This window comes from Paenibacillus hamazuiensis (assembly GCF_023276405.1).
Taxonomy (GTDB): Bacteria; Bacillota; Bacilli; order Paenibacillales; family NBRC-103111; genus Paenibacillus_AF; species Paenibacillus_AF hamazuiensis.
In genome coordinates this window covers 1,188,813-1,214,559 of record NZ_JALRMO010000001.1, presented here as the reverse complement: position 1 = coordinate 1,214,559, position 25,747 = coordinate 1,188,813, and the positions used below count along the sequence as shown (strand labels likewise).

Annotated in this window: 25 protein-coding genes; 10 read left to right on the top strand and 15 right to left on the bottom strand. The window is 52.9% G+C overall.

Going from position 1 to position 25,747, the window contains the following annotated elements:
- Positions 1-105: 105 nt before the first annotated feature.
- The 7 genes from MYS68_RS05020 to MYS68_RS04990 all read right to left on the bottom strand — a co-directional run bounded on the left by MYS68_RS05020 (position 106) and on the right by MYS68_RS04990 (position 4,914).
- Positions 106-450: a winged helix-turn-helix transcriptional regulator gene (locus MYS68_RS05020; RefSeq protein ID WP_248924772.1), complete on the bottom strand. Its 345-nt coding sequence runs from the start codon at positions 448-450 to the stop codon at positions 106-108.
- Positions 451-706: 256 nt separating this feature from the next.
- A complete protein-coding gene (locus MYS68_RS05015) occupies positions 707-1,195 on the bottom strand; it encodes a DinB family protein (protein ID WP_248924771.1) in 489 nt (162 codons plus the stop codon).
- 124 nt (positions 1,196-1,319) lie between these two features.
- Positions 1,320-2,087, bottom strand: a complete 768-nt coding sequence (locus MYS68_RS05010; protein WP_248924770.1) for an ArsR/SmtB family transcription factor — start codon at positions 2,085-2,087, stop codon at positions 1,320-1,322.
- Positions 2,088-2,291: 204 nt separating this feature from the next.
- A complete protein-coding gene (locus tag MYS68_RS05005) occupies positions 2,292-2,675 on the bottom strand; it encodes a hypothetical protein (protein ID WP_248924769.1) in 384 nt (127 codons plus the stop codon).
- Between the two features lie 125 nt (positions 2,676-2,800).
- Entirely contained in the window at positions 2,801-3,841 is a 1,041-nt protein-coding gene (locus MYS68_RS05000; protein ID WP_248924768.1) for an FUSC family protein, read from the bottom strand.
- A gap of 132 nt (positions 3,842-3,973) precedes the next feature.
- Complete coding sequence (locus tag MYS68_RS04995; RefSeq protein ID WP_248924767.1) at positions 3,974-4,360, bottom strand: YmaF family protein; 387 nt, start codon at positions 4,358-4,360, stop codon at positions 3,974-3,976.
- 227 nt (positions 4,361-4,587) lie between these two features.
- Positions 4,588-4,914 carry an ArsR/SmtB family transcription factor gene (locus MYS68_RS04990; protein WP_248924766.1) on the bottom strand — a complete coding sequence of 109 codons (327 nt, stop codon included), beginning with the start codon at positions 4,912-4,914 and terminating at the stop codon, positions 4,588-4,590.
- Between the two features lie 103 nt (positions 4,915-5,017).
- Here MYS68_RS04990 and MYS68_RS04985 point away from each other — a divergent pair, with 103 nt between their 5' ends.
- The 4 genes from MYS68_RS04985 (at position 5,018) to MYS68_RS04970 (ending at position 9,591) form a co-directional block, all read left to right on the top strand.
- Entirely contained in the window at positions 5,018-6,454 is a 1,437-nt protein-coding gene (locus tag MYS68_RS04985) for an MFS transporter (RefSeq protein ID WP_248924765.1), read from the top strand.
- A gap of 260 nt (positions 6,455-6,714) precedes the next feature.
- A complete protein-coding gene (locus MYS68_RS04980) occupies positions 6,715-7,581 on the top strand; it encodes a LysR family transcriptional regulator (RefSeq protein WP_248924764.1) in 867 nt (288 codons plus the stop codon).
- A 141-nt stretch (positions 7,582-7,722) separates the two neighbouring features.
- Entirely contained in the window at positions 7,723-8,385 is a 663-nt protein-coding gene (locus tag MYS68_RS04975) for a type 1 glutamine amidotransferase domain-containing protein (RefSeq protein ID WP_248924763.1), read from the top strand.
- Positions 8,386-8,391: 6 nt separating this feature from the next.
- Positions 8,392-9,591 (top strand): MFS transporter, encoded by a 1,200-nt coding sequence (locus MYS68_RS04970; RefSeq protein ID WP_248924762.1) that lies wholly within the window; start codon positions 8,392-8,394, stop codon positions 9,589-9,591.
- A gap of 164 nt (positions 9,592-9,755) precedes the next feature.
- On the opposite strand, the gene MYS68_RS04965 is transcribed toward MYS68_RS04970, so the two are convergent.
- On the bottom strand, positions 9,756-11,105 hold the full coding sequence (locus MYS68_RS04965; protein ID WP_248924761.1) for an aminotransferase-like domain-containing protein: 1,350 nt from the start codon (positions 11,103-11,105) through the stop codon (positions 9,756-9,758).
- A gap of 168 nt (positions 11,106-11,273) precedes the next feature.
- Between MYS68_RS04965 and MYS68_RS04960 the strand changes: the two genes are divergently transcribed.
- From MYS68_RS04960 to MYS68_RS04945, 4 genes are all read left to right on the top strand, one after another.
- Entirely contained in the window at positions 11,274-12,227 is a 954-nt protein-coding gene (locus tag MYS68_RS04960) for a DMT family transporter (RefSeq protein ID WP_248924760.1), read from the top strand.
- 1 nt (position 12,228) lies between these two features.
- A complete protein-coding gene (locus MYS68_RS04955) occupies positions 12,229-12,876 on the top strand; it encodes a nitroreductase family protein (protein WP_248924759.1) in 648 nt (215 codons plus the stop codon).
- Between the two features lie 282 nt (positions 12,877-13,158).
- Complete coding sequence (locus MYS68_RS04950; RefSeq protein ID WP_248924758.1) at positions 13,159-13,761, top strand: NAD(P)H oxidoreductase; 603 nt, start codon at positions 13,159-13,161, stop codon at positions 13,759-13,761.
- Between the two features lie 75 nt (positions 13,762-13,836).
- Positions 13,837-14,856 carry an NADP-dependent oxidoreductase gene (locus MYS68_RS04945; protein WP_248924757.1) on the top strand — a complete coding sequence of 340 codons (1,020 nt, stop codon included), beginning with the start codon at positions 13,837-13,839 and terminating at the stop codon, positions 14,854-14,856.
- 78 nt (positions 14,857-14,934) lie between these two features.
- Here the strand turns inward: MYS68_RS04945 and MYS68_RS04940 are convergent, their stop codons facing one another.
- The gene (locus tag MYS68_RS04940; RefSeq protein WP_248924756.1) at positions 14,935-15,795 is read right to left on the bottom strand and encodes a DMT family transporter; all 861 of its coding nucleotides are present in this window, start codon (positions 15,793-15,795) and stop codon (positions 14,935-14,937) included.
- A 140-nt stretch (positions 15,796-15,935) separates the two neighbouring features.
- On the opposite strand from MYS68_RS04940, the gene MYS68_RS04935 reads away from it, so the two are divergent.
- Positions 15,936-16,388: a MarR family winged helix-turn-helix transcriptional regulator gene (locus MYS68_RS04935; RefSeq protein WP_248924755.1), complete on the top strand. Its 453-nt coding sequence runs from the start codon at positions 15,936-15,938 to the stop codon at positions 16,386-16,388.
- 133 nt (positions 16,389-16,521) lie between these two features.
- Here MYS68_RS04935 and MYS68_RS04930 read toward each other — a convergent pair whose 3' ends face one another.
- From MYS68_RS04930 to MYS68_RS04920, 3 genes are all read right to left on the bottom strand, one after another.
- Complete coding sequence (locus tag MYS68_RS04930) at positions 16,522-17,007, bottom strand: hypothetical protein (protein WP_248924754.1); 486 nt, start codon at positions 17,005-17,007, stop codon at positions 16,522-16,524.
- 16 nt (positions 17,008-17,023) lie between these two features.
- Positions 17,024-17,572, bottom strand: a complete 549-nt coding sequence (locus MYS68_RS04925) for a serine hydrolase domain-containing protein (protein WP_248924753.1) — start codon at positions 17,570-17,572, stop codon at positions 17,024-17,026.
- Positions 17,573-17,830: 258 nt separating this feature from the next.
- Positions 17,831-18,301 carry an Lrp/AsnC family transcriptional regulator gene (locus MYS68_RS04920; protein WP_248924752.1) on the bottom strand — a complete coding sequence of 157 codons (471 nt, stop codon included), beginning with the start codon at positions 18,299-18,301 and terminating at the stop codon, positions 17,831-17,833.
- A 149-nt stretch (positions 18,302-18,450) separates the two neighbouring features.
- On the opposite strand from MYS68_RS04920, the gene MYS68_RS04915 reads away from it, so the two are divergent.
- Positions 18,451-19,470, top strand: a complete 1,020-nt coding sequence (locus MYS68_RS04915; RefSeq protein ID WP_248924751.1) for an oxidoreductase — start codon at positions 18,451-18,453, stop codon at positions 19,468-19,470.
- A gap of 159 nt (positions 19,471-19,629) precedes the next feature.
- Here MYS68_RS04915 and MYS68_RS04910 read toward each other — a convergent pair whose 3' ends face one another.
- The 3 genes from MYS68_RS04910 to MYS68_RS04900 form a co-directional block, all read right to left on the bottom strand.
- Positions 19,630-21,399: an S-layer homology domain-containing protein gene (locus MYS68_RS04910; protein WP_248924750.1), complete on the bottom strand. Its 1,770-nt coding sequence runs from the start codon at positions 21,397-21,399 to the stop codon at positions 19,630-19,632.
- Positions 21,396-22,190, bottom strand: coding sequence for a copper amine oxidase N-terminal domain-containing protein (locus MYS68_RS04905; RefSeq protein ID WP_248924749.1), 795 nt, complete (start codon positions 22,188-22,190; stop codon positions 21,396-21,398). The genes MYS68_RS04910 and MYS68_RS04905 overlap by 4 nt, the downstream gene beginning before the upstream one ends.
- 62 nt (positions 22,191-22,252) lie before the next feature.
- On the bottom strand, positions 22,253-25,582 hold the full coding sequence (locus tag MYS68_RS04900; protein WP_248924748.1) for an ATP-binding protein: 3,330 nt from the start codon (positions 25,580-25,582) through the stop codon (positions 22,253-22,255).
- Between the last annotated feature and the right edge of the window lie 165 nt (positions 25,583-25,747).

The window sequence follows — 25,747 nt, the reverse complement described above, 5'->3', positions numbered from 1 at the left end:
GTTTTTCCAGCTCCTTCATCTCCAAATTGTGACAAGATGATAATAGCACAGAAAGGAAATTCGGATTTCTTCTAGGTTGCTATTTTGGGAATGCAGTACAAAACGTTACGTTATCTTGCTTTGCAGCGTCCCTTCCAAATACCGCTCGCCCCACTCGCACATCTGATCGATGATCGGCTTGAGCGATTCTCCGAGCGGACTCAGTTCATAGACCACCTTGGGCGGCACCTGGTTGAACACCGTCCTTACGATGACTCCGTCGTCCTCCAATTCCCTCAGCTGCTGGGTCAGCATTTTTTGCGTAATTTCCGGCATCGCTTTTTTCAGCTCGCTCGTTCGTTTGGGCCCGTAGGTTAAATGGCATAAAATCAGCGTCTTCCATTTCCCCCCAATCACATTTATCGTGGCTTCCGCCGGGATGATATACGTTCGTTCCGAAATCTGCTTCAAGGGAGCTTTCCTCCTGTCGTTTGGCGTCGGTTCGCTTCCGGACCTAAGGTACTATTCGGTATCTATGGTACTTTTCGGTCCGAATGGCACAAGAAAGTGCGTACTTTTCCTTTTTCATTATAGGATACATACTTTCCTAGTACCAGACTTGACGGCAAAAAAATGGAGAAAATCAACTAAGCGCCGAGAGCGGAACACGCAAAAAAGCGCCTCTAAAAGGCGCTTTTTGCTTGCATTTACCGGGCCAATGAGCCGTTCAGCTCTCGTCGGCGCTCGGACCGTATATGGACGGGACCGGGACATCCAGCAGGCGAAGATAAACCGTCAGCTGTCCCCTGTGATGGTACCAGTGATTGAGCATCACCGAACGCACCATCTCGATGCGCGGCACCTCTACGATCGGGACGCCCTCTTGGGTGAGCGTCCAGGTTTCCGCAAGACCGGCTTCACCCCAAGCGGTCAGTTTGTTTACCGCCATTGCCGTATACTGCTCCAAAGCGGCGAAAATCTCATCCGGCGATGCCGCTTCAGGCAGAGGAACGACCGGCACTTCGCGTGTCCGCTCATTCAACAGCTCTGCCACGCCTCCGGGTAAGCCTGCGATATGCAGCGCCAATTGACCGAGCGACATCGACTTTTCATGCGGCTTCCAGGAAAGCTTGTCCGAAGGCACTCTCTCCAGTACTTTTCGCGTCAATTCCGCTTCCTGTTTCAATTCTGCGATCAACCTATCGGTATACCCCATAATATCTCCTCCTCGGTATGGTCAACTGCCACAACCATACCATGAAACGACATGGGACATTTCTCACGGATTGCTAAACTGGAGCGCTTCCTGATCGGGGAGCGGCCGAGTATTTTTCGCAATCTCAGATGCCCGTAAGCGCCGTCCCGGTTTCCAGCAAAGTTTTCATGCCCGACAGGACGATCGGCAGCCCCGCTTCCAAAACATTACCCGTATTCGGTGCAAGCTCGAATGCGTCGTGGATCACGGTGACCAGCGTAACTCCTGCGAACTGCGCGTGCGGCTCGATTTCCCACGTAATGCGGGACGGTTCCTCGTGCGCCGTATCGGAGCGAGAAAGGAGCTGCCAGGTCATTACCAGCCTGCGCGGCGGATCGACGAGCAGAAGCTCGCCTTTGGCCTGCACGTTTCCATCCGGGTTCCATATTTCGTACGATGAGCCGTTTTTCCAGTCCGACCGGATCGAGCCATTGTACCAATATTGGGACGTCATCGACGGGTCGGTCAATGCCTGCCAAATCCGCTCGGGTGTCGATTTGATGGCAATGCGGTTTACGTTTCGCGGTTTTTGCTCCACTTCGGGCTCACTCTCCAGTTCTGTTTTGAGCTGTATCAGTCCCGCTGCCCACGGTTCGGTATATTTGCTTACCCACCGCTCATAGATTTGGCGAATGGGTACCGAATTCAAGTAATGCAGCTTCTCCCTGCCTACCTTCCTCGTCGTAATCAGGCCGGCTTCCTCCAAAATACCCAGATGCTTCATCACGCCGAATCGGGACATGTTCAAATAGTTGCACAGATCGCTCAGCGTGCGTCCGTCGGATTGGTAAAGCAGGTCGAGCAAGGTGCGCCGGCTCGGGTCGGACAATGCTTTGAATACGTCTTTTTCCAACCGGAATCGCTCCTTTCTCCAAAAATCGCCAATAGACCGGCGGTATGCGGCAAATAACTAATTAAATGTGACTCGTTGATCACATTTTAACATATTCCGATTCGGGTTGTCAGCCGGCTCCAGAAACGTATCTCGACTTTCAATCGTTTTTTTGCACGCAAAAGGAAAAAGGAGCCGCGGCGGCTCCTTCGCTTTTTTTCAAACTCACCAGAAAAAGGGGAATGCTGCGATGGCAGCCAGCAAAAACAGCGGAAATATCCACCACCATCCGGCTCCCCAGCCGAAGTTGCCAAATCCCCAACCGAAAGGATATCCTCCGAAGCCAAAACCGCCCCACGCTTTAATTTTCGGCTTCTCGAACTTCATTTGCTTCAGTCGCGGTCCCAGCGACTTTTTCATAGATTTTTTAAAGTTCGCTACGACTGCTTCAGGAACATTTCCGATTGGCCTCATCACAAGATGACCGTCGTGAATCCGGTCGATTATTCCATAAGCAAAGTCCCCGTCACCCGTAATAGCCGCTACCGGACGCCCGACGTAAGGCGTGACCAGATCAGCGGAAACCGGATATTGTGCAAGAAACTGCACCCCAACCATCTCCTTTTCACATCATCGTTTTTGGGCATGAATCGCCGCTAAGTTACTGTATGAATATGGAGATATTTAGGTATGGACGAATGGACCTTATGGCGTTTTAGCATCATGCAAAAATATCAAGGAATCTTGTACGCGGCATGTTCCCGAACAAGCGCTGCGGTTTCCAGATACAAAGCACTGTTATATGAATTCGAGTCCAGCCGTTCCGGAGGACGGACATGCAGCGGAATGTGCTCCTTAAAAATAACGTCGGTTTGTGCAGAGCCGCCGCTTCCTTTAGCCTGCAGCATCTCCGCTTGACGGCGGTAATAAGCCGCGATCTCGCTGAGCTGCCCGGACCAACCTGCCCTGTCCGCCGCTGACATATGTCCGGAGTTGCGCCAGTCGGAGAGCAGATCGGCCATCCTCTCCAAACTGGCTTGTCCATAGCTCCAAAGCTGAAACTGCTTCTTAAAGCCTGCCGCCATATTTTGCTTTTGGGCGAAAAATGGGTAAAACTTCAGGCTCTTGCTTATATCCGTCAAAGTTTTGCGCGTTTGAAGCTCCAGCTCAAGGAGCTGTTTCATTTCCTGCCGCAGCTTTTCCCCTTCTCCGTTATCACAGCCTCGTCCAACCCATGCGGCGGCGGATGTGTACATTTTCGACAGTCGATCGGCAAACGGAGCCGCCGCCTGCTTCATCTCTTTTTTGTAGTTCGGGGGGACTGCGTACAAGATGATAGCGGAAAGCACAACCCCGATCCCTGTATCTCTTAAACGGTCGACGAAATAATGGTCCGATTGATGATCGAGTACAAGCACGAGCAGAACGGTCAATCCCACCTGCTCCGAAACAATCGGATTCCTTCGCAAGCCCTTGGCTATCCATAATCCCACCAGGACAAGGAATCCGATCGTCCAGGCGTGCGGCTCGTTTAAAAATCGGGATACCAATTCTACGAAACATGCGCCTATAATCGTTCCGACCGCGCGATGACCCGAAAACTTCAGGGTCTGCAAAAGCGTGCTTTTCATGCAGAGAATGACCGACACCGGGGCGAGATAAGGATGTGAGGATCCGGAAAGCTTGGCGAGCTGCCACGATACGGCGCATGCGACGGCTATTTTGGCAATCATCATACCCGTTAAGGTACTGCTTTGTTTCTTATTCCGGTTCATGTTCGCCCCCGCCTTTATTTGGTAAAATAATACCTTTAGGGTTTCTATTTTCCGGAAATTTATTATGTATCGTTGTCAGCGATCGCCTATAAAAAGCATCCCCTCCCAAGCAGCGCCGGAGGGGATGAGCCTTCAATCTTCGTTGCCTGTCGCGCCTTTATAATGATGCGTATGCGGCGTTCTCCCGTTTACCGTCGTAAACCCTTCAAAGTAATGAATATGCCCGCCTCCCGGCAGATCGACGGCCGGACCTGTCACCCCTTGGATGACATGGGTATGCCCGTGATTTAACGACGTTACGGTATGATAGCGATGAACGTGCGGGACGCCGGTCGGAGCGGGTTCGGTTACGCCCACATATTGATGAACATGCCCGTCGTCATAGGAAGTTACGCCCGAAAAAGGGTGAACATGATATACGGGGCGACCGTCCCAGGACGTAATGTAGAGACCGTGGGAATGTTCCTTCCCGGAATCCTTGGAGTGAAGGACGAATCCTTTAACCGGAATTTTTTTCAAAGCAGCAGCTCCTTTTTTATGCGTGATTTGGTAACTAAAATATGTCTGCATGCCAGTCTATGTCCTAGGCACCCGTTCCGTCGACAGGCGAAAATAGACGATAGTCCGGGCAAAAACGAAAGGCCTGCAAAACCGTTTGAACAAACGGTCTGCAGGCCTTTTCATTATTTTCTCTGCCGCCAAGGGCTGTCGGTGCAGACGATCCCCTTGGCAGGTCAGGTCGCCGATCAGTTAGTAAAAACGCGAAGCGATTCAACCAAGATTTTGAACCGGTCGGGCTTCAGGAGATAAAAAATCCGTTTCCCCTCCCTGCACTCCTGAATGAAGCCTTCTTCCTTCAGTTCCTTCAGATGATACGACAGCTTAGACGACGAAATATCGCCCAAGCCGAGCTTCAGATCCTCCGGACAGATCGCGTCGGAATATGCCGAACAGACGGGGGACTGGTATATCTCCTGCCTCCCCTCTTTAAGAAGCATTAAAATTTTCAGCCGTATAGGGTCGCTAAGTACTTTGGCCGCTTGGGACAGGGCAATTTCATCATTTTGTCTCATGGAAAAATTATAACATCATTCTCTTGACATTTCAAATATTTTTGAAATATAATCACCTAGAAACGTTTCAAATAAATTTGAAATATAAGGAGTGAAGTTACCGATGTCCACCGATCCACAAGCACGGCTGCGCACCGCTTCGCCTGAGGTCGCTGCTGTCAATAAGCGCGCTATGGGATGGAGCCTGGCTCTGCTCGCATTAGCCCAGCTCATCTATGGGCTCGACATCAATATCGTTTTCGTGGCTTTACCGGAGATCGGTCAAGGTCTTGGCTTCTCGGAGCAGTCGCTGCAATGGGTCGTCAGCGCCTACACCGTTTTCTGCGGAGGCTTCCTGCTTCTTGGCGGGCGTGCCGCCGATTTGCTCGGACAAAAGCGAATGTTTATTTTCGCGCTCATTCTCTATGCGCTTTCGTCACTAATGGGCGGCTTGGCCTGGGAGCCGCTTGTCATCGTGATCGCCCGCGCCATCCAAGGCATTGGGGCGGCGTTCCTTTTTCCGGCCACGTTGTCGCTGATCAACCGGTTATTTGAGGAAGGACCGCGCCGCAATCGCGCGCTGGCCGTATGGGGCGGGGCCGGAGCCAGCGGGCTGACGATCGGCTCGATCTTGGGCGGGGTGCTGACCAATGCGTTTGGTTGGGAGGCGGTATTTTTGGTCAATGTTCCATTAGCGGGATTGGTTGCATTGGCTGCGCTGTTCATAATTCCCCGCGACGAGCGACGGGATCAAAAGCGTCATTTTGATATGCCCGGCGCTGTCACCGTGACCGCGGGTGCCACCCTTCTGGTTTATGTTCTCGTACAAGGACCCGAGTCCGGCTGGAATTCCCCAAATATTATAATATGCGCGGTACTTTCCCTGGTCATTTTATCTATTTTCACCCTCATCGAAGGACGCAGCAAAGCTCCTTTAATGTCGCTGCATCTTTTTCGCAACCGCAGCTTGGTTACGGGGACGCTCATTACCTTTATCTACATGGGAACGTTCGGCGCACTGCCGTACTTCCTGACCACGCTCTTCCAAAACGTGCACGGATACAGCGCCTTGCAGACCGGTCTCGCCTTCATCGTCCCTTCGCTGGCGATTGCGGCGGGTACTCAGCTCGGCGAACGGCTGGCGACCCGGTTGGAGGCACGCAGCACACTGCTTATCGGCATGATCGTCGGCATTGCCGGAACGATACTGATTCCAATAGGCGCTTATACCGGCAGCAGCTACCTCATCATCGTTCCGGGGCTCGTTATTTCCGGCATCGGCCAAGGCATTACGTGGACCGGAATGTGGGTTGCCGCTTCAAGCGGCGTAGCCCGGGAGGATCAAGGCGTAGCGTCCGGAATCGCGTCGACCACATTAAACATCGGCAATGCCGTAGGTCTGGCTATCCTTATTGCCGTCGCCAACTCGGGCATTCAGGGAAAAACGGGCGAATCTCTGCGCGAAGCCGTCGCTGCGGGCGAAAGAACAGCGGTTTATCTGGCGGCGCTTGGTATACTGCTCGGCGCGGTTGTCGCTTTGTTTTTGCCGCGAAAACGGTAGTTTTATCCAAGCAAAAAAAAATTCGGCCAAAATCGCATTTAGAATGAATGCGGTTTTGGCCGGTGCATGAACTTGCCAGGAAGAGAGCCATCATTAAAAGACCTCCGGTTGAAGCTGTTTTCATACTTATCACTCCCGCGTATTTTTCATAAGCTCATTTGCCTACTTTTTATTACGTGCTAACATATTGTTTATAGGAAGTACGCACTTCAAAGTGGTATAGTATGGAAAAAGAAACTGCGGGGGAGTCAACATAAATCATGGTCGATTTTGAATGGTATCGAAGCTTCATTGCCATATACAAGCACAATTCCGTGTCGGAAGCCGCCAAAACGCGGATGATGACGCAGCCGGCGATGAGCCAGCATTTGTCCGCCCTGGAAGCCGAGGTCGGGGAGCCGTTATTTACAAGAACGTCCAGGAAACTGACGCCGACCGAAAGAGGGAAAGAGCTCTATTCCCAGGTTGCCCCGCTGATCGAAAGGCTGGAGGAAACGACGGTGAGCCTGAAAGCGGCGTCCCTGCCTACGCTTAAAGTCATCCGTATCGGTACCGCACACGAATTTTATTGCGAAAACATACTACCCCGGCTGAACGAGCTTAACATGTGTACGGTATCGTATTTCGGAACCGCGGATCAATTGCTGGAAATTTTGAAGGAAGACAAGGCGGACATCATCTTCACTTCCAAAAAGTTCATTGCTCCGGGGATCGAATATGTAAAGCTGTACGACGAGGAGTTTGCGGTCGTCGCTCCCGCGCATATGGAGGTTCCGGATACGGATCGGCCCACGGACATCGAACAATGGCTTTGCGCGCAAAAATGGATCAGCTACGGACTGGAGCTGCCGATCATCAGACGGCTATGGAGGCAGCATTTTCAGAAAAGGCCGCTCATTAAACCCGTCCATGTCATTCCCAATCTGCATATGATTTTGAGGGCGATTGAAAACGGGTCGGGGATCAGCGTGCTGCCAACATACCTGCTGCGTCAACCGAACGAAAAGGCCAAAATCATATTGGAGCAATTGAAAGTAACAAACGAATTGTACATTGCCTACCAAATGAAACATAAGCATTTGCAGGAAATGGGCAGAATTGTGAAGATCATACGCGAAAACGAGTAACGATCAATCGGATTTCCGGTTGATTTTTTTGCATATTATAAATATTTTTATGAATAAATCATTATTTCATAATTTGTATTATAGGTTGGTTGGATTTAGAATAACGTTGAAGCGATCATCCCTTATAGGAGGTTGGAGAAATTGGATAAAAAGAGAATATTGATCGTCGTCACTAACCATACTGAAATTCATGAAGGCAAACGGACGGGCATTTGGCTGTCGGAATTCGCCGAGGCTTATTTGGAGTTCACCGCCCAAGGATACGAGGTCAAGGTGGCAAGCCCGCTCGGGGGACCGGGTCCCGTGGATCCGGGCAGCGTCGATGCCAATACGCCCAAGCATGTTTTGGATACACAGCGGTATCTGGAGGACACGGTGAAATTGGACAGCGTCTCGGCCGAAACGTTCGATGCGATTTTCTTGCCGGGCGGTCACGGAACGATGTACGACCTGCCGAACGATCGCAAGCTGCAGCAGTTGCTGCGCGATTTCTATGAAGCCGGCAAAGTGGTCGCCGCGGTTTGTCACGGACCGGCCGGCCTCGTCGGCGCAACATTGTCAAGCGGCGAGCCGCTCGTCGCCGGCAAACGGGTCAGCGCGTTCACGGATCGCGAGGAAGCGGCAACCACACTTGACCGGCATTTGCCGTTTTTGCTCGAAAGCAAGCTGCGCGATCTGGGGGCTATCTTCGTGGCCGCTCCGAACTGGACCTGCCATTGCGAGGTTGACGGCAGCCTGGTAACCGGGCAGAATCCTCAATCCACCCTTGCGGTAACCAAGGCAGTTATTGAAATATTGGGGTGATTCACGATGAATACAGAAACCATTTCCGGCAAATACGCGGCGTCATCCGGAAGAAGCGCAACCATCGCCATCTACGCTCTTACGCTGGGAGCATTTGCGATCGGGATGACCGAATTCGTCATCATGGGCCTTCTTCCCGAAGTAGCCGCCGATCTTAACGTTTCCATCCCGGCGGCCGGATTGCTGATCACCGGCTATGCGCTCGGGGTCGCCGTCGGCGCTCCGTTCATTACGATATCCACGCATAAGATGCCGCGCAAGGCGCTGCTGCTGCTGCTCATGGGCATCTTCATCGCGGGCAATGCGCTGGCCGCTGTCGCGCCGAACTATGCCGTTTTGATGGCGGCCCGTTTTGTAGCGGCGCTCACCCACGGTTCCTTCTTCGGCGTCGGCTCCGTCGTCGCTGCGGAGCTCGTTCCCAAAGAGAAACGCGCGGGCGCCATCGCCTTGATGTTTACGGGACTTACGCTCGCCAACATCCTCGGCGTACCGTTCGGAACATTCCTCGGCCAGGCTTACGGCTGGAGGTCCACCTTCTGGGTCATTACCGCGATCGGAATCGTGGCGCTTATCGGCGTGATGACGCTCGTTCCGAAGGTAAAAGCCGCCCCGTCGAGCTTATCGCAGGAGCTTGGCGTACTGCGCCGTCCGGCCGTTCACATTGCGCTGCTCATGACCGTATTCGGCTTCGGCGGCGTGTTCACCGCCTTCACGTATATTGCGCCGATATTGACGGACATCACGGGTTTTTCTTCCGGTGCCGTATCCTATATTCTCGTCTTGTTCGGCGTCGGCATCACGATAGGCAACATTTACGGCGGCAAGCTGGCGGACTGGAAGCTGCTGCCCTCGCTGATCGGAACGCTCGTGCTGCTCGCAGTCACGCTCGCTTTGTTCAGCCTGACCGATGCGTATAAGATCCCGGCATTGATCACCATATTCGTACTCGGCGTCGCCTCGTTCGGCACGGTGCCCGGGCTGCAGCTTCACATGCTGAATACGGCCAAGGAAGCGCCGACCCTCGCATCGACGCTGAACATCGCCGCTTTCAACCTGGGCAATGCTTTTGGCGCATATCTGGGCGGTATCGTCATCGATCTGCAAATCGGCGGAGGGCTCCCCGCTGTTCCGCTAACGGCGGCGCTTGTGACGGTCATCGGCATTCTGTTTGCCTTGTGGGGATTACAAATGCGTCAAAAAAGCTGATTTCGTACCGATCTCTCGCCGGACTAAACAGGCAAAAACCGCCGCCGCTATCAAGCGGCGGCGTTCTGTCGTTGCTTAGGAAATTATGTTTGGCTAATTTTTGCGGACAACCGGGGGGCTCCCCCAAAAGTACTAGGAATAGGCAACTTTTGGGGGATTTGTTCTCAATAGAGCGACCTGGCTTCCCGCCTTACTTCCTCAATGATCGCCCTCACGCCTTCCTCGATATGCTCCGGCTGCGCCCTCGCGATGCTGATCCGCAAAAACTTTTCCCGTTCCAAATAATCCGATAAGTAAAACCTTTTGCCGGAGGCGACCGCGATTTCCTTTTCCGCAAGACGCTTGATGAGCCGCTCCAGATTGACCGTTTGCGGAAGCTTGAACTGCACGAACACGCCGGAGCGGACATCCGGTATTTCGATAAGTCCCGCTTCGTTATACCGGCGCACCGCTTCGTTCAAAGAGCGGATCCTGGCCGTATATTGGCTGCTTATTTTGCGCTTGTGCCGCTCGTACATGCCGCTTTTGATATACACTTCAAGCGCCGCCTGGGACAGCTGCGAGGTGTCTGCGTATCTTTTATATTCGCAGAATGTCTCCAGCAGCTTTTCCGGCAAAACGACGGCACCGATCCGCAGCCCCGGGAAGACGATTTTCGAGAAGCTTTTCACATATACGACGTGCGACGCCCCGTTATAGGCGTAAATCGGATCCGCGCCCGAATCTTCGCCGAGGTCAGCCAAGAAATCGTCCTCCACGACGTAAACGTCATATTTTTGGGCCAAACGGGCGATCGCTTTCCTCTCTTCTACACTGTACGAGGTGCCGAGCGGGCTGTGATACCTGGACATGGTATAAAAAAACTTGATTCCGCCATTTCTGAATTTTTCCTCAAGTTCGTGCAAATCGATACCTTCCGCCGTACGGACGATTCCGCATACCGGTATGCCCTCGGCCTCAAGAAAACGCAAATAAATGTCGTAGCTCGGCTGTTCGACCAGAATGGCGGAATTCCCGTTCGGAAACGGCATTTTAGCAAGCAGCTCGAGCGCCGGTTGGGCCCCCGACATAACGATAATCCGTTCCGCTTTGGCAAATATTTGATCCGAGGACAAATGGGAAACGAGCGTATGACGAAGCGTCTTCAGCCCTTTCGAATCGCCGCAGGTGAACAGATCGTATTTGTAAATGTCCAGAGCTTTGTTCAAACAATGCTGGAAATCCAAATACGGAAACACATTCGGATCCGGCGACGTAGAGGCGAAATCGATCCTCTTGCCTGGACTGGCAACGGACCGGTCTCCCGGCTTTTCGACCACGTAAAAGCCGCTTTGGGCGATCGAATAGATGGCATGGCGTTTCTCCAATTCTGCATACGCCCGTGTAATCGTGCTGATGCTGCAGCCGTAATGCTTCGCCGCATGGCGGACGGAAGGCAGCTTTTGGCCCGAGGCGAATTGTCCTACCGCTATTTTTCCTTCCATGTCGGAAAGGATATCCAAATATCTTTTCATTCCGCTCCCTCTCTTTCCACCTATCATTATAATATAAAAGGTTAACTGTATCGATACAGTTCGGAAAATATGTTATTGTTCCGACCCGCATATCGGCTTACTATGTCAAATAACGGATTCAAGTTCGCGAACACGATCCAAACTTTCAAGGGGAGGAAAATTCCAACATTGAACCAAAACGGACTGAAACTCGCTTATGTATGTGCGGTACTGAATGCAGCAATCATCGGTTTTTCCTTTTTATTTACCAAAGTGGCACTGGAATACGCCCCGCCGATGGATACATTGGCATACCGTTTTGCCGTATCGTTTGCGGCCATGTCGATCCCCGTTTTGCTGGGCCGGGTTCGTTTGAGCTATCGCGGCAAACCGCTGTTTAAACCGCTGCTGCTGGCCACGATGTATCCGCTTGGATTTTTCCTGTTTCAAGCGTTCGGGCTGCGGCACGCAACTTCGTCCGAGGGAGGTATCCTGCTTGCCTTCGCTCCCGTTTTGACGGCGCTGCTCGCTTTCGTCTTTTTGAAGGAATCGATGACCGTCCTGCAGCAGCTATCGATCGGCCTGTCGGTTGCCGGCGTTGTGTTCATCTTCGTCATGAAAGGAAACGGCATCGACTGGTCCAGCTTAGGCGGAATATTCCTGCTGTTCCTGTCGTGTCTCGCCTTCGCCGGGTACAGCGTTTTGGCCCGGTCGCTGCTGAAATCCTACGGCCCGACGGAAATCAGCTTTTTGATGCTCGGCATCGGCTTCGTCTTTTTTCTCGCTGCAGCGATTGCGGATCATGCCGTCTCCGGTACGGCCGGAAGTCTGCTGGCTCCACTCGGAAGCGGCACCTTCATCGTATCGATTCTTTACCTGGGGATCCTGTCCTCGCTCGTCACGGCTTTAACCGCAAACTACGCTTTGTCCAAAATAGAAGCTTCGAAAATGAGCGTATTCGCCAATCTGGCGACTGTCGTCTCCATTGCAGCGGGCGCGGTTTTTCTCGGGGAAAACATCGAGGTTTACCACCTTCTCGGCTCGGCGATGATCATAGCGGGAGTCATCGGAACGAATCGTTTCGGACGAACAAGTCCAAAAGTAAAGCAATCCGCTGAAAATTATTCAAAGGAGTCGATTTGAAATGTCATCTACCGTACAAACCGATTTTTTCACCGTCATCCGTGAGCGTCATTCCGTCAGATATTTTGATCCGTCGCACACACTCGGCGAACAAGAGATCAAGGAGCTGCTGGAATTGGCCGGCAGCGCCCCGTCGTCCTGGAATCTTCAGCATTGGAAATTCGTCGCCTTTACCGATCCGGCAGCCAAGGAAAAGCTGCGACCTGTCGCTAACGGCCAAAGGCAAGTCGTCGACGCCTCCGTTACCGTCGCCATACTCGGAGACCTGGAGGCGAACCGGAATGCCGAAGCCGTGTTCAGACCCGTCGTCCAGGCCGGACTTGACGATGCTTACGCCGGTTATTCATCTTACCGGGCCATGATCGAGCAAATCGAGGCTGCTTATGCGAATGCGTCTCCTACCTATCGTCGCGACGAAGCGATTCGCAACGCTTCGCTTGCCGCCATGCAGCTGATGCTCGCGGCAAAAGCGAAAGGTCTCGACTCGGGCCCGATGGTCGGCTTCGATGCCGACGCTTTCGTCAAAGCGTTTAACGTGCCGCCGCGCTACATTCCGGTCCTGCTTGTTGCCATTGGCAAAGCGGTAAAACCCGCCCGGCCCACAACACGCTTCCCCGCGGAGCAGACGGTCGTATGGAACGGGTTTTGAGCCCGACGGCAGCTATCTCATGCATATTTCACCGACCGCTGGCCGCATGCATTTTGAGCCGCACATATTGCCAAGACGTCGCCGCGAAACGCGGTGGCGTCTTTTCTTTTTGCTGTGCAAGGCCGCTAAGGTACTTTTTGGTTCCTATATCACTTTTTAGTTCCAATGATACAAAAAAGTGCCTTCTTCCCATTTTTCATAATATGATACATAATTTTTTCCGAAGCGGCATCGAAAAAACTGCCGTTCCGAAATATTGAAAATAATGGAAGGTGATGTATAATGAAAGTACTGACTGTTGTATCGCACCCGAGAGTTCAATCTTTAACTTTTTCCGTTGCGGAACAATTCACTCAAGGCCTCAAAGATGCAGGCCACGAAACGGAGGTGCTGGATCTTCATCGAAGCGGATTTAATCCCGTATTATGGGAAGCGGACGAACCGGACTGGTCGAACGAACACAAAACCTACTCTCCGGAAGTGCAAGCGGAAATGGAACGAATGAAGAAACACGATGCTCTTGCATATATTTTTCCGATTTGGTGGTACGGCTTGCCGGCCATGTTAAAGGGTTATATCGACCGCGTATGGAATCATGGTTTTGCATACGGTTCGAAAAAGCTGCATCATAAGCGGGTATTGTGGCTCGGTCTCGCCGCCGCTCCGGCTGAACACTTTGAGAAGAGACAATATGACAAAATGATGGCTCAACAGCTTAATATCGGAATGGCCGATTACGTAGGAATCCGCGATAGCAAATTGGAGATCTTATATGACACTCTGGATTCGAAACCGGGCATTCATGAGAAGCTGCTGGAGCGGGCTTATCGGCTCGGTTACGATTATGACGGCATTTCCAGGAATGAAGCGATTGACTTTCGTTAAACTGTAACTTTTTCAATGACAGAAATTATATCGTTTAATTGTCCATCTTAAAATACATGGAAAGGTGTAATGGAAATGGTCGCAATAAATCAACAAATTTTTTTAGCCAAACGTCCGGAAGGATTGCCTGCGGAAGATACATTCGGATTTCGTCACATACCGATCGATAAGCCTGAGCAAGATCAGGTGCTTGTCAAAACCCTCTACCTGTCGGTAGATCCATACATGCGAGGGCGGATGAGCACCGAAAAGTCGTATATTGAACCTTTTGTTTTAAATGAGGCGATTGCCGGATCCATGATCGGCGAAGTGGTTGAATCCCGTTCGGAGCATCTGCAGGCCGGTGACAAGGTTCAAGGCTTCCTGCCTTGGCAGCTTTACAACACCGTCGATGCCTCAGCCGTCACCAAAATAAATCGCTTGGATGTTCCGTTATCCGCTTATTTAAGCGTGCTCGGAATTACCGGTTTAACCGCGTACTTCGGGATGCTGGATATCGGTGCGCCGAAACAGGGAGAAACCGTCGTTGTTTCAAGCGCTGCGGGAGCCGTCGGCTCCATTGCCGGCCAAATTGCGAAAATCAAAGGCGCCCGCGTCGTCGGCATCGCAGGAACGGAAGAGAAAGCCGCATATTTGGAAAAAGAGCTCGGTTTCGATATAGGAATCAACTACAATCAGGTTGATGATTTGCAAAAAGCTCTTGAAGAAGCGTGCCCCGATGGAGTGGACGTTTACTTCGACAATGTCGGCGGCAGCATCTCCGATGCCGTTATCAGTTTGCTGAACGATTTTGCACGAATCCCGTTATGCGGCACGATCTCATCTTATAATAACAAAGACACGGATGTCGGACCCCGCATTCAGCCGAAGCTGTTAAAGACACGTTCGCTGCTCAAAGGATTTATTATAACCGATTACGCAGAGCGGTTTGATGAAGGGCTTGGAGAGCTTGCCGGATGGCTTTCCGAAGGCAAACTCAAGTACAACGAAACCGTTACGACAGGCTTTGAAAATACGCCGAACGCATTTCTCGATTTGTTTAAAGGAAAAAATGTAGGCAAGCTGCTTGTAAAGGTAAGCGACCCTGCAAATTGAACGGGCAACAACGCAGCCTCAACCGGCTGCGTTGTTTTTTTGTAAGCCGGAACGATGTTCAGCCCCCCGCCTTATTCCTTATTGCACGGAAATCATCACGATCCCCGCAAACGTGCAGACGATGCCCGCCCATTGATTCCACGACAGCTTCTCGCCGCCTGCAAGCACGCCCCACAGCAAAGTGACGACGGCGAACAACGATGTTGCCGTAATCACAATGGACGTATCTTCAAGTCCCAGCCCAAGATTGTAGCAAACGAGGGCGGCGGCGTCCAAAACGCCGACAAGAACGATCAGACCGCCGCGTTTGAGATCGGGCCGCACGATTCGCTTCTTGCAGCACGCGTATACGATCGGGAGTAAAATCGTCGCCTGCAGACGGCCGACCCATACCGTTGCCAGACCGCCCAGCGCTGCTTGCGGATAACGAAGCCCAAAGAACGCCGCACCGAGAAATAACGCCGCCAAAATCGCCCACACCGCTCCGCTTTCGAGCTTTTGCCCGGATATGTTCCTCCGCACCCCGGATAAAACCAATGTGGCAAAAATGATGCCTGCCAAAGTGAGCACGATAGCCGCCAGCGAAGCTGCGTCAATGCGTTCTCCGGACATAACGGCCAAAACGACGGTGAATACCGAGAAACTTGACGCGATCGGAGCTACAACCGAAGCTTTGCCGGTAACCAGACCCTGATAAAGAAAAAGAATGCCGATCAGGTCAAGCAGCATCCATAAACCGGCTGCGGCAACGTGCGAATAGGCCAGCAGCAAATGCCACTGCCCTTGCCAGGTTAAAGCTGCCGTAAGAAACAGTAATCCGACAAGCTGCATGTAGAAAAGCGTGGAATATATCCCCGTTTGCCTGCTTGCTTTGCCCGCGAAAAAATCGGCGGTACCGAATGAAAAAGCGGCCACAAGCCCGAAAAGTATCCCGTTCATAGACTATCACCTTCGCCTATATAGTTGCTTAAACAATAATTTCTTGTGCAATTTAAAATATCACAATTTACTTGCTCAGTCAACAATAAATCAAGTATGATGTCTTTATCCGACAATATTGATTCAGGAGGATTTGTCCTATGCACCGACTTGAAGATGATCAGCTTGCCGTTTGGCGTGCGTTCGTAAATGCGCATGCGGCCGTTATCGAACGAATTGAAAAAGACTTGTCCGACCAGCGAAAAGTGCCGCTCACGACGTACGACGTGCTGGTCGCTCTTTACCAATCGCCGGAAAAAAAGCTGCGGATGACCGATCTGGCCAAAAAGGTCGTGTTAACCCGCAGCGGGTTGACCCGGGTCGTCGAGCGGCTGGAACGCGAAGGATATGTTACCAGGGAAAGAACGGAGGAAGACCGGCGGGGAGCTTTTGCCGTACTGACGCGGGAGGGGAAAAAAGCGTTCCTCGCCACTTGGCCGACTTATGCGGACGGCATATGGAACTATTTTCTCAGCGTCCTGGACGAAGAGGAGCGTAAAGCGATCGAAAAAGGGCTATCAAAGGTATATCGCACGCTGCTGGAAGAACGCTGACACGATCTCCCGGCAGCCCCCGGACCCGAACCTGCCCGGCGCGGGCCCGTAGGCCGGAAAGTTCTATGACGCGCGGCGCATCCGGAGCGCCAAACGAAGTTATGGCAGCCGCTTTCATGCCAATCATTCCTTTCTACATAACTTTCGGAATATGATTGGAGCGGCGCCGCACGAAGCGGACCGCGCGAAGGCACACAATCGCCATATTTTGCGCTGATGCCAGCACCAGCCACACGATCACGCTCGGCATCATCATCAATATGCCCTGCCAGCCGATAACGCGGCCGCCCCCGAGCCATGTGATGATTTGGGGGATAAACGCCAGCAGGAGCAGCGGCACCAGCCGGACGGCCAGCAGCAAGATGGAAAGCCATTTCGGACGGCGCCGCCAGGTTTCCTCCCGGTTTCTTATGCGCAAAAAGTCACGGATCCCCGCCATTGCCGTGGCCAAAATGACGATCCCCATACCCGCCTCGATCATGCTGCCGGATAAAACGGAATCGTCCCCGGGATGACCCGTCAATAACCCGGCCAGCCCGTCTACGAAGGCATGATAGTCGACAAACGCGTTCAAGCCGCTGTTGAATAAAACGACGATTCCAAGCTTATCTTCCTGCAAAATGAGCGCCTCCGCTTTATAGGTCCACAGTATTCCGGTATGCCGAATCAGCTTTGTTCCATCCTCCGTTTACAGTCATATCGGGATATGCCGTATCGGTTACACCGCTGGTGTGTTTCATCAACTGCCGTATTGTGATTGCAGAACCGCGGCGATCGTTTAACCGAAACGATTTGACATATCGGGCAAGCGGGGCATCCAAATCAATGAGGCCTTCCTCAGCCAGCTGCATCACGGCGAATGCCGTGAACGACTTGCTTAACGAAGCGACGGCAAACGGAGTATCCGCCGAAACAGGAGTTTGACCGTCCGTTTTCCCGTATCCTTTTGCCAGTACGACCCGGTCGCCGCGGGTAATCGCGACAGATAGTCCGGGTATGCTGTTTTTCTCCATTTTCGCTTGAATAAACCGGTCGATATCCTCATCGGTAACGGCTGCCTGAGCAAGGGCGTTTTGCCCGAAAAAGTTGAAAATAGCGATGCTGACGAACAAAATTATAGCGGATTTGGCGCATGCCGACCTGATCTTTGAGCCATTTCTTGCAAGTTCTCGGTAAATATTCACGTTATCTCCTTTCGCCCTCCGGCCGTCGAATGATTTTTCCTTAGCTGTGTCTGCTCTATTATCGGCAATAAACCATAACAAAATCGAAAGACAACCTTAACAAAAGTTAAAGATTTCGGTGCAGAACAAATCCCCCAAAAGCCCCCGGTTATCCACAATAATGAGCCATGCATAATTTCCTGAGCAGCAAAAAAAAAGACACGACCGGTTTCCCGAATCGTGTCCAGATAAATTGTCGGCCATTCAAATTTATTGCCGTTACAATCCCTTCAGCATAGGCACCGGCTGCATATGCGAAATGGCGGCTGCAGCAACATTTTTATCCTCGAATTGCGTCGTGAGAACCATCAGGGGCAGCGAAAATCCAAGCGGATTGCAGGCATCGAGGAATTTGGCGAACGTTTCATTGTTTTCGGTGAGCACCTTCATCAAATAATTGTACTCTCCGCTGATTCTGTAAAGCTCAACAACTTCCGGTGACGATTCGCAAAAAGCAAGAAAGTCTTTGCAGTTGCTCGATTTAAACAAAACGAACGCGCTCGTAAGCTTGCCCAGCTTGCCGGGCGACAGCTCCGCGCGGTAACCTTTGATAACGCCCTGTTCCTCCAGCTTGCGAAGTCTTTCCGTCACAGCCGGCTGTGACATCGCGATCATCCGGCTGAGCTCGGAAATCGGCATACGGGCGTTTTCGTGCAGTGCCGACAAAATTTTGTAATCGGTTTGGTCCATAAAAGGCACACCTCATTTTCCGAAAGTTTATTGTATGAAAAAAGTGAATATTTAAGTTTTTAAGCTAATCACACCTTAATTATCTTATGTAAATTATACGACATCTCTAATAAAATGTCATTAACGAACTGCAAAGGAGAATGAGAGCGATGACAGTAACATTAACCGATTCTGTTAAGATTGGCGGATTAACTTTAAAAAACCGGCTGATTATGGCGCCGCTGCAGCAGTATATGGGAACCCCCGAAGGTTATGCCACGAACCATCATATCGAATTTTACGGCCGAAGAGCGCGGCATGTCGCCCTCGTCGTTGTGGAATCGACCGCCGTCTCGCCGAACGGCAGACTGTTTCCGAGCGACATCGGCATTTTCACCGACCGGCATGTCGAGCCCTTGCGGAAAATAACGGACGCCGTCCATGCGCAGCATACCCCCGTCTTCGTCCAGCTGTCGCATGGCGGAAGGAAATCTTCCCCCGAAGTGACGAAACGGCTCATCGCACCGAGTGCGATCGCCTTTGACGATAACTACGGGACCCCCGAGGCGCTGTCCCTCACCGATATCGAGAGCGTCGTCATGGAATACCGCTTGGCGGCAAAACGCAGCGTGCAGGCCGGATTTGACGGCATCGAAATTCATGCCGCGCACGGTTTTTTAATCCATCAATTTATGTCGCCGTTGTCCAACAAACGGACGGATGCCTATGGCGGCGCCCCGGAAAACAGAGCCAGATTTTTAAAAGAGGTGCTTCAGGCGATTAGAGAGGAAGTGGGGAGAGATTATCCGGTGACCGTCCGCATTTCCGCCACCGATTATGCCGAAGGCGGGCTAACCCCCGGGGATTGGGCGATCATGCTGAAGCCGCTGGAGTCCGGGCTGGATGCTATCCATGTCTCTACGGGAGGGCTTGTTCCGGTACAGCCTGCCGATGTTTACACCGCTTATCAGCTGCCTCATGCCGCTGCGATCAAACCGCATTTCGGCATTCCGGTCATCGCCGTCGGCAAAATTTATACCCGCAGCCTCGCGGACCGGATCCTCGGTGACCGGCTAGCCGACATGATCGCGATCGGCCGCCCTCTTATCGAGGATCCGGATTATGCGGAACGTTTATTAATGACCCGTGAACGTCAAGATGACGGAGAACGGTTAACGGTTTTAAAATAACGGGTTCCGCTAACGGCGCCAATATCGCAGCTCTAAATGCAAACAACCGATCCGGGAAGGATCGGCTGTTTGCGTTGTCGGGATCAATATGCTTAGCGCATTTCATGCGGCGAAGGTGCGGTCCTTTGGTTGAAGGGCGCGGTCACCGCTCGCGGCTTCCTACTTCTTCCTGCCGGCCTCCAGCATCCGGACGATCGCCGAGGCGGCTTCTGCCCGGGTGGACATCGCCTGCGGGGAAAACTTGCGGTCCGGAAGGCCGCCGACAATGATGATGCCGGTCTCCATCGCTTTGGAGACGGAAGGTTTGGCCCAACCCGGAATTTCCGCGTCGTCGGCGAGACCGGTTTGCTGCGCATTATCCGTCTTGAGGCCGGAAGCTCGTATGACCATCGCAATCATTTCCGCATGGGTGATGTTCGCGTTCGGCCGGAACGTAAAGTCCTCGTAGCCGTTGATGATTTCCAGCTTCACCGCCTCCGCCACGTAAGAGATCGCCCATACCCCGATTTGGTCCAAATCTGCGAAGGTCATCTCCGTGCCGGATACTGTAACCTTCGGCTTCAGCGCCTTGATCAGCATCGTCGCAAACTCGGCGCGGGTTACATTCGCATCGGGACGGAACGTGCCGTCCGGATAACCTCCGATGAACCCGAGAGCGGCAGCAGCGGAAATTTCCGCACCGGCTTTATGACCAGCGATATCCGAAAAGATTGGCATCTCGGCCGGCGGCTCAGGCGATTTGTCCGGCGGTTCCGGCGATGTTTCGCCCTGCGGTTTAGGCGGTTCGCCCGGCATAATCACATGTACCGTGCAAACATCGCTAAGGCTTCCATTCTCCGTTTCCACCGTGATTTTCGCAATGCCCTGCTTTTTGCCCGTCACTTTTCCGTTTGCGTCCACTTCGGCGACCCCGGTGCTGCTGCTGCTCCATTTGATCTTTTGATTTGCCGTATTTGCCGGACTGAACGACGCCGACAACGTTTCGCTTTCGCCCGGTTTCAGCTCCATGGAATTTTTGTTCAGTTTGAGGCTGCTGAAGTCCAATTTATCGAACGCGGAAGCAATGATCGGATACTTTTCTACGATTTTGGAAACATAGTCGATCTTTTTGTTGTCAGATGGGACAATGACGGATACGTCCAAAGGAAGCTTCCATTTATCCAAAGGATTGATCGGCACTTTGCTCTTGGCGATGACGTTGGAGCTCCCCGGCTGAAGATCTTCCGGCAGCTCGTATTTATCGATCACCGCAGATAACGAGTACACATAGATCGTACTTTTGCTTTTGTCCGTCTGATTATCGACATAACTCAGCGGACCGATATGATCCGTCGTATTGTTTGCATAAAATTGTTTGGTGCCGTCGGGACCGTAGCGAATGATCCGGTATGACGATTCCATGTTCGAATTGTCGTTCCATGTCAACGTGATCGTCCCGTCATTGCCGGGAGTCGCGGTGAAATCCGTCGGATCCGCAGGCTGCAGAATCTTGTAGGGGCCGACGGTTTTTTCCGAGTGAGTCCTGGACCCGATGAGCGGGATGAAGTCGGCGCCGACACGGATTAGGGCCGAAGTGATCTGCGGGTCGATGGGCATCCTGATGCATCCTTGAAAGCAATTATTCGAGCCGTCCGATCGGGGCAAATATCTCCAGATCCCGCCGTTATCGATGGAATACTCCGTATAGTCAACCACTTTGGTTGTCGATGCTTTATCGCTGTCATAAAAGATCGCGTATTCCACGCCTGCTATTAAATACGGCTTCTCGCCATCGGAAATGGAAAACCGGGTAATTCGGGCGGCCTCCAGCTCCTTCATCGGCCAAACAACATAAAGCAGCATGAAAGCCATGAAAACAGCCAAAGATTTCTTGGCTGCTATCTCCCAGGACCGCCTGCCTCCAAAGCGTGCCTGACCGGTTTTCCTCATTTGATTCCCGTCTCTCTTGTGCTGCTGCCGGCGGAAGGATCCCCGTTATCGAAATAGGAAGTATCTAAAATTCTCGCATAAATATACGGATTCAAATTCGGGCTTTGCACGTGAATTTTGGCTTTCTCCAAACCTTCCACATTAAATACGAGCCGCTTCACTTCGTCCTTCGGGCTGACGGTATGCTTTTCCAGCACCGTAAGGGCCGTGTTTGCAGCCGCTTCCCCGACGTTATACAGCGAAAATTCCACCTCGTGTTCCCCCGGGCTGATGACGGCGGCATCGAGAACGAGCCGCTTGAATTTGCGGTCAAGCGTGAAAATAACGTCCCCGTATTGATCGATTTTCAGCACTTCCTGGTACTGCTTGTTTTTAACCAGCGTGTCCTTGGCGTCTTTCGACAATATCGCGTAAATATTGTCGATCTCCATCGGCATGGCAAAAATCGCCGTTTTTTCTGCAGGTTTGCCGCCGATGTAAATTTTTTGGTTTTCCTGATCGTAATCGATCGGCGTTTTCAGCGCTTCGGCCAAGGCGCGGACCGGCAAGTAGTTGTTGCCGTTGTAAAATATCGCCGTCAGCGGCTTGCCGTCCTCGTCCTTGGGCTGCCATAATTCGCCTTTCAATACGAACGACACGCCCCGGTTAAAAAAAGCATTGATCGGCTCCAGATTGACTGCTGCATATGCCGACCCGAACGAGCTGGCCAACAGCGCGGCAGCCAATAATCCGATCTTTGCCGCTTTTGATTTTCCCGCATGAATCCGCAAGTGAAACTCCACCTTCCTCATAAAAAATTCACTTCTTCAGATGTATTCTAAAGAAGGGAGCGTTTCAAAAGCGTTTCAATGGGTTACCGGTTCAAATATCGGTCGATTTCTTCCAGCGCTTGGGCCGAAACCTTGCTGCGTCCCGCAGCTTCGGCCGCGATCTGCGGCAGCCGGCGCGCCTCGGCGGCATGGCTGAAGCCGTCAAGCTCGCGGCAGCGATCCAGATATTGCCGCTTGCCCGACTTGCGGTACAGCGCCCGGTTAAGGGCTGCCGCATTGACCCGGCACTCGGACGAATCGGGATTCAGCCGCCACAACGCGAAGCGAATGGCGGCCTGTTCGGGCCCGCGCGGATATTGCGTCAGCATATTTTCCAGCTCCGCAGCCGCGGCACCGGGACTCAGCCACCTCAGCTCCGTCCTTAACTGCAGAAGAAGCGTCCGGAGGCTCGCCTGCATGTCTTTACGCTGCAGCCGGTCGGCCATCCTCAGCGCTTCTTCCGCGCTCTCCATGGCGCTTTCATACTGCTGCCGGCGCTGCTTCAGCAGGCTCATGAAATAGAGCGTTTCGCATGCAAAGTAAGGCGTGTCCAGCAGCCGGAACAGACGAATCGAGCGTTCGAGCGGTAGTTCGGCCTCCTCGAGCCGCTGCTCGGCCAGAAGGTTGCGCCCTTCGAAGCTGAGCATGATGGCCGCGATTCGCCAATCTTTGATCGCTACGGCTTCCTCAAGACAGAAGATGATGCAGGGCGCCGCGTGTGCATAATGCCCGAGATACCAATAATGTTTGCCGAGCATGCCGAGTGCGTTGGCGAAGCCCATCCGGTCTCCGATCGACTTGCTGATCTCCATCTTGTCGACGAGCAGATCGAAAGCCCGGTCCATTTCATCGATGTCCATATACACCATCGCAAGTACGCCCATCGCCTGCTCGACGGAGTACTTGTCGCGGATCTCCGAAGCAAGCCCGATTTGCTTTTTGATCCAATGAATCGCTTGTTCGTATTCGCATTGATCGTAATGCAGATGACCCAAAATGCCGTAAAACCGGCAGTCGTCCCGGGTACTCCTGCCATCGTCCGGCAAGGTCGCGATCCTCTTCGAGATATCAAGCACCTTTGCGAAATTTCCCCGATAATAATGCAGGATGCCGAGCGTTACGTAGACGAACCTCAGGCCGGAGGTGTCCTCCAACATTTCGAAGCAGCGCAGCGCCCGTTCCAAATGAAAACCGGCTTCCTCATATTTCCCCTGCAATCGCAGGCAGTTGCCCAGCGCGACATCACACAAGGATCGTTCGCGAATGTCGGCTGAAGCGCCGGAACGTTCGAGCCAGCGCCGGTAAGTATTTTCCGCTTCGCTCCAGTCCCCCGTCATGATCAAGGCATCTCCGAGTTTCATCAGGATCGGCAGCGTTTGCCCGGGAGGCAGCAGCGCACACAGCTTCCGGTAGTACCGGATCCTCGTTTCATTCGCGTAAATTTCTTCCGCCGCCTTCGCCGCCGCTTCATAATGTTCAGCCGCTTCCTTCGCCATACCCGCATGCTCGTAATGAAAGGCGATTTCCGCTGCCGCTTCCGATTGTCCGGGATGAACAGCGCTTAAGCCATCGGCGATTCGCCTGTGACATCTTCGGCGGCCGCTTTCGTTCATCAGCTTGTAAGCGGCTTCCCTCAGCCGGTCGTGTGTAAAATCGTACTTCCCGTCCCTTCCCTCCTGCAAAATTTTTACCTGAACGAGGTGCCCGATCGGTTCGATGATCTCATCTTCATCCATCTTCATTACCATAGCCATTAACGCCGGAGGTACCGGCCTGCCGACAGCGGCGATCGCCGATGCAACCATGCGGCAGATCGCCGGAAGCTTGCCGATCCGGTTTTCGATGACGGTATCCACGAGCGGCGACAGACGAAACTCGCCGCCACCGCCGGCCGTTTGCCATTCGCGCAGCGTCTCGACAATAAACAGCGGATTTCCTCCGGTCTCCGCATATAATCCGGTCGCATGGCGGCTTGCCAGCTCCTCGCCGACAGCAGCGGCCGCAAGCCGCTTCGTTTCTTCCTCGCTGAGCGGAGCCAGCTCGATTTCCGCCAGCTTCCTGGCGTCCCGAAGTCCGGCGGCAAACGGTTCGAACGATTCGCCCGGATCCTCTTCCGTTCTCATCGTTGCGATAACGAGAAATCCGGATCTGGAGTCGCTGCGGAGAAGAAACGACAGCAGCTGCAGCGTCTCCCCGTCGCACCACTGCAAATCGTCCAGAATAAGCAGGAGCGGCCCGCTTGCGGCCAGCACCCGCTCTATCGCTTCATACCACCTGCCCAGCTGCCATTTTTCCTGAATGGGACTCGGCTGCGGCAAGCCGGGATATTGCTCCAGCAGCTCCGGGAGCAGCCGCGCCAGCTCGGACAGCCAAACCGGACTCAGCGGCGGCATACGCAAACAACGAAGCCAGTCCGTTATCGGGCGGTAGGATAATGCGCTTACCGACGGGTAGCAGCCGGCGAACGCCGTCCGATGTCCCCCGCTCTCCGCCGCCATCCTGAACTCCTGCGCCAGTCTCGTTTTGCCGATGCCCGCCTCCCCCTTCAGGATCAGCATCGCACTTTCGCCGGCAGCCGCCTGCTTCCATGCACTCCAAAGAAACTGCCATTCGGCTATTCGACCGATCAGCCCGGTTTGTGCGCCAGTGGAAGACTCGCCGCCGCCTGTCGAAAGCTTCTCCAGCAGCTGCACCGTTTCTTCCGCAGGAGAAAGTCCCAGTTCGTCCTGCCAAGTGCGATGCATTTGACGGAAAACGAGGGCGGCTCCCGCCATATCATGATTCAGCGCATGCAGCCGCATCAGCGTGCGGTACGTTTCTTCCCGGAACTTATTTTGGATCAGCAGTTTGTTCGCAAAACAAAGGGCGGCCGCGTACTCCCGCCGGCTTTCCAAAATCGCAATGAGCCTGTCAAGCACGCCAAGGTATGTTTGCTCCAGCAGCTCCCGTCTCGCATCCAGCCATTCCGCATAAAATCCGGGTAGAAGCCTCCCCTTGTAGAGCTCTTCGGCCTGGCTCAGCTCGTAAACGGTTTGTCCTTGCGCCATCCGTTCAAACTCGCGCACATCCGAGCGGAGCCCGATTTCATCGTTCCACTGGATGCATGCTGAAGTGATCTTGAGGCAGCGTTCGATTTGCGGAACGTTTTCGCGCAAATCGTGAAGCAGCTTGCGCAAATTGGTCAAAGCTTGCTTCTCTGTGGTATCCGGCCAAAAGTCAAATGCAATCTGCTTTCGGCTAAGCGGCACGTCTGAGGAGAGAATGCAGTAGGCGAGCAGCAGCTTGGCTTTTCCGCCGGGAACAGCCAGCGTCAAGTCTTCTCCGTCGAAAGTTATTTTCAAGCTTCCGAGCAGTTGAAAGCAGCAGTGTGCCATACTATCCCTCCTCCCATCGCAAATGTGGTCATACCCAGTTTATTCTATTTTCGCACCTATATCTCTCCGTCCTTCGTCTCAAAAACAGGAACAAATCACCCAAAAGCCCCCTTTTATCTCACAAAAGTTAGCTTCACATAATGTTTTAAGCACAAAAAACGCAGC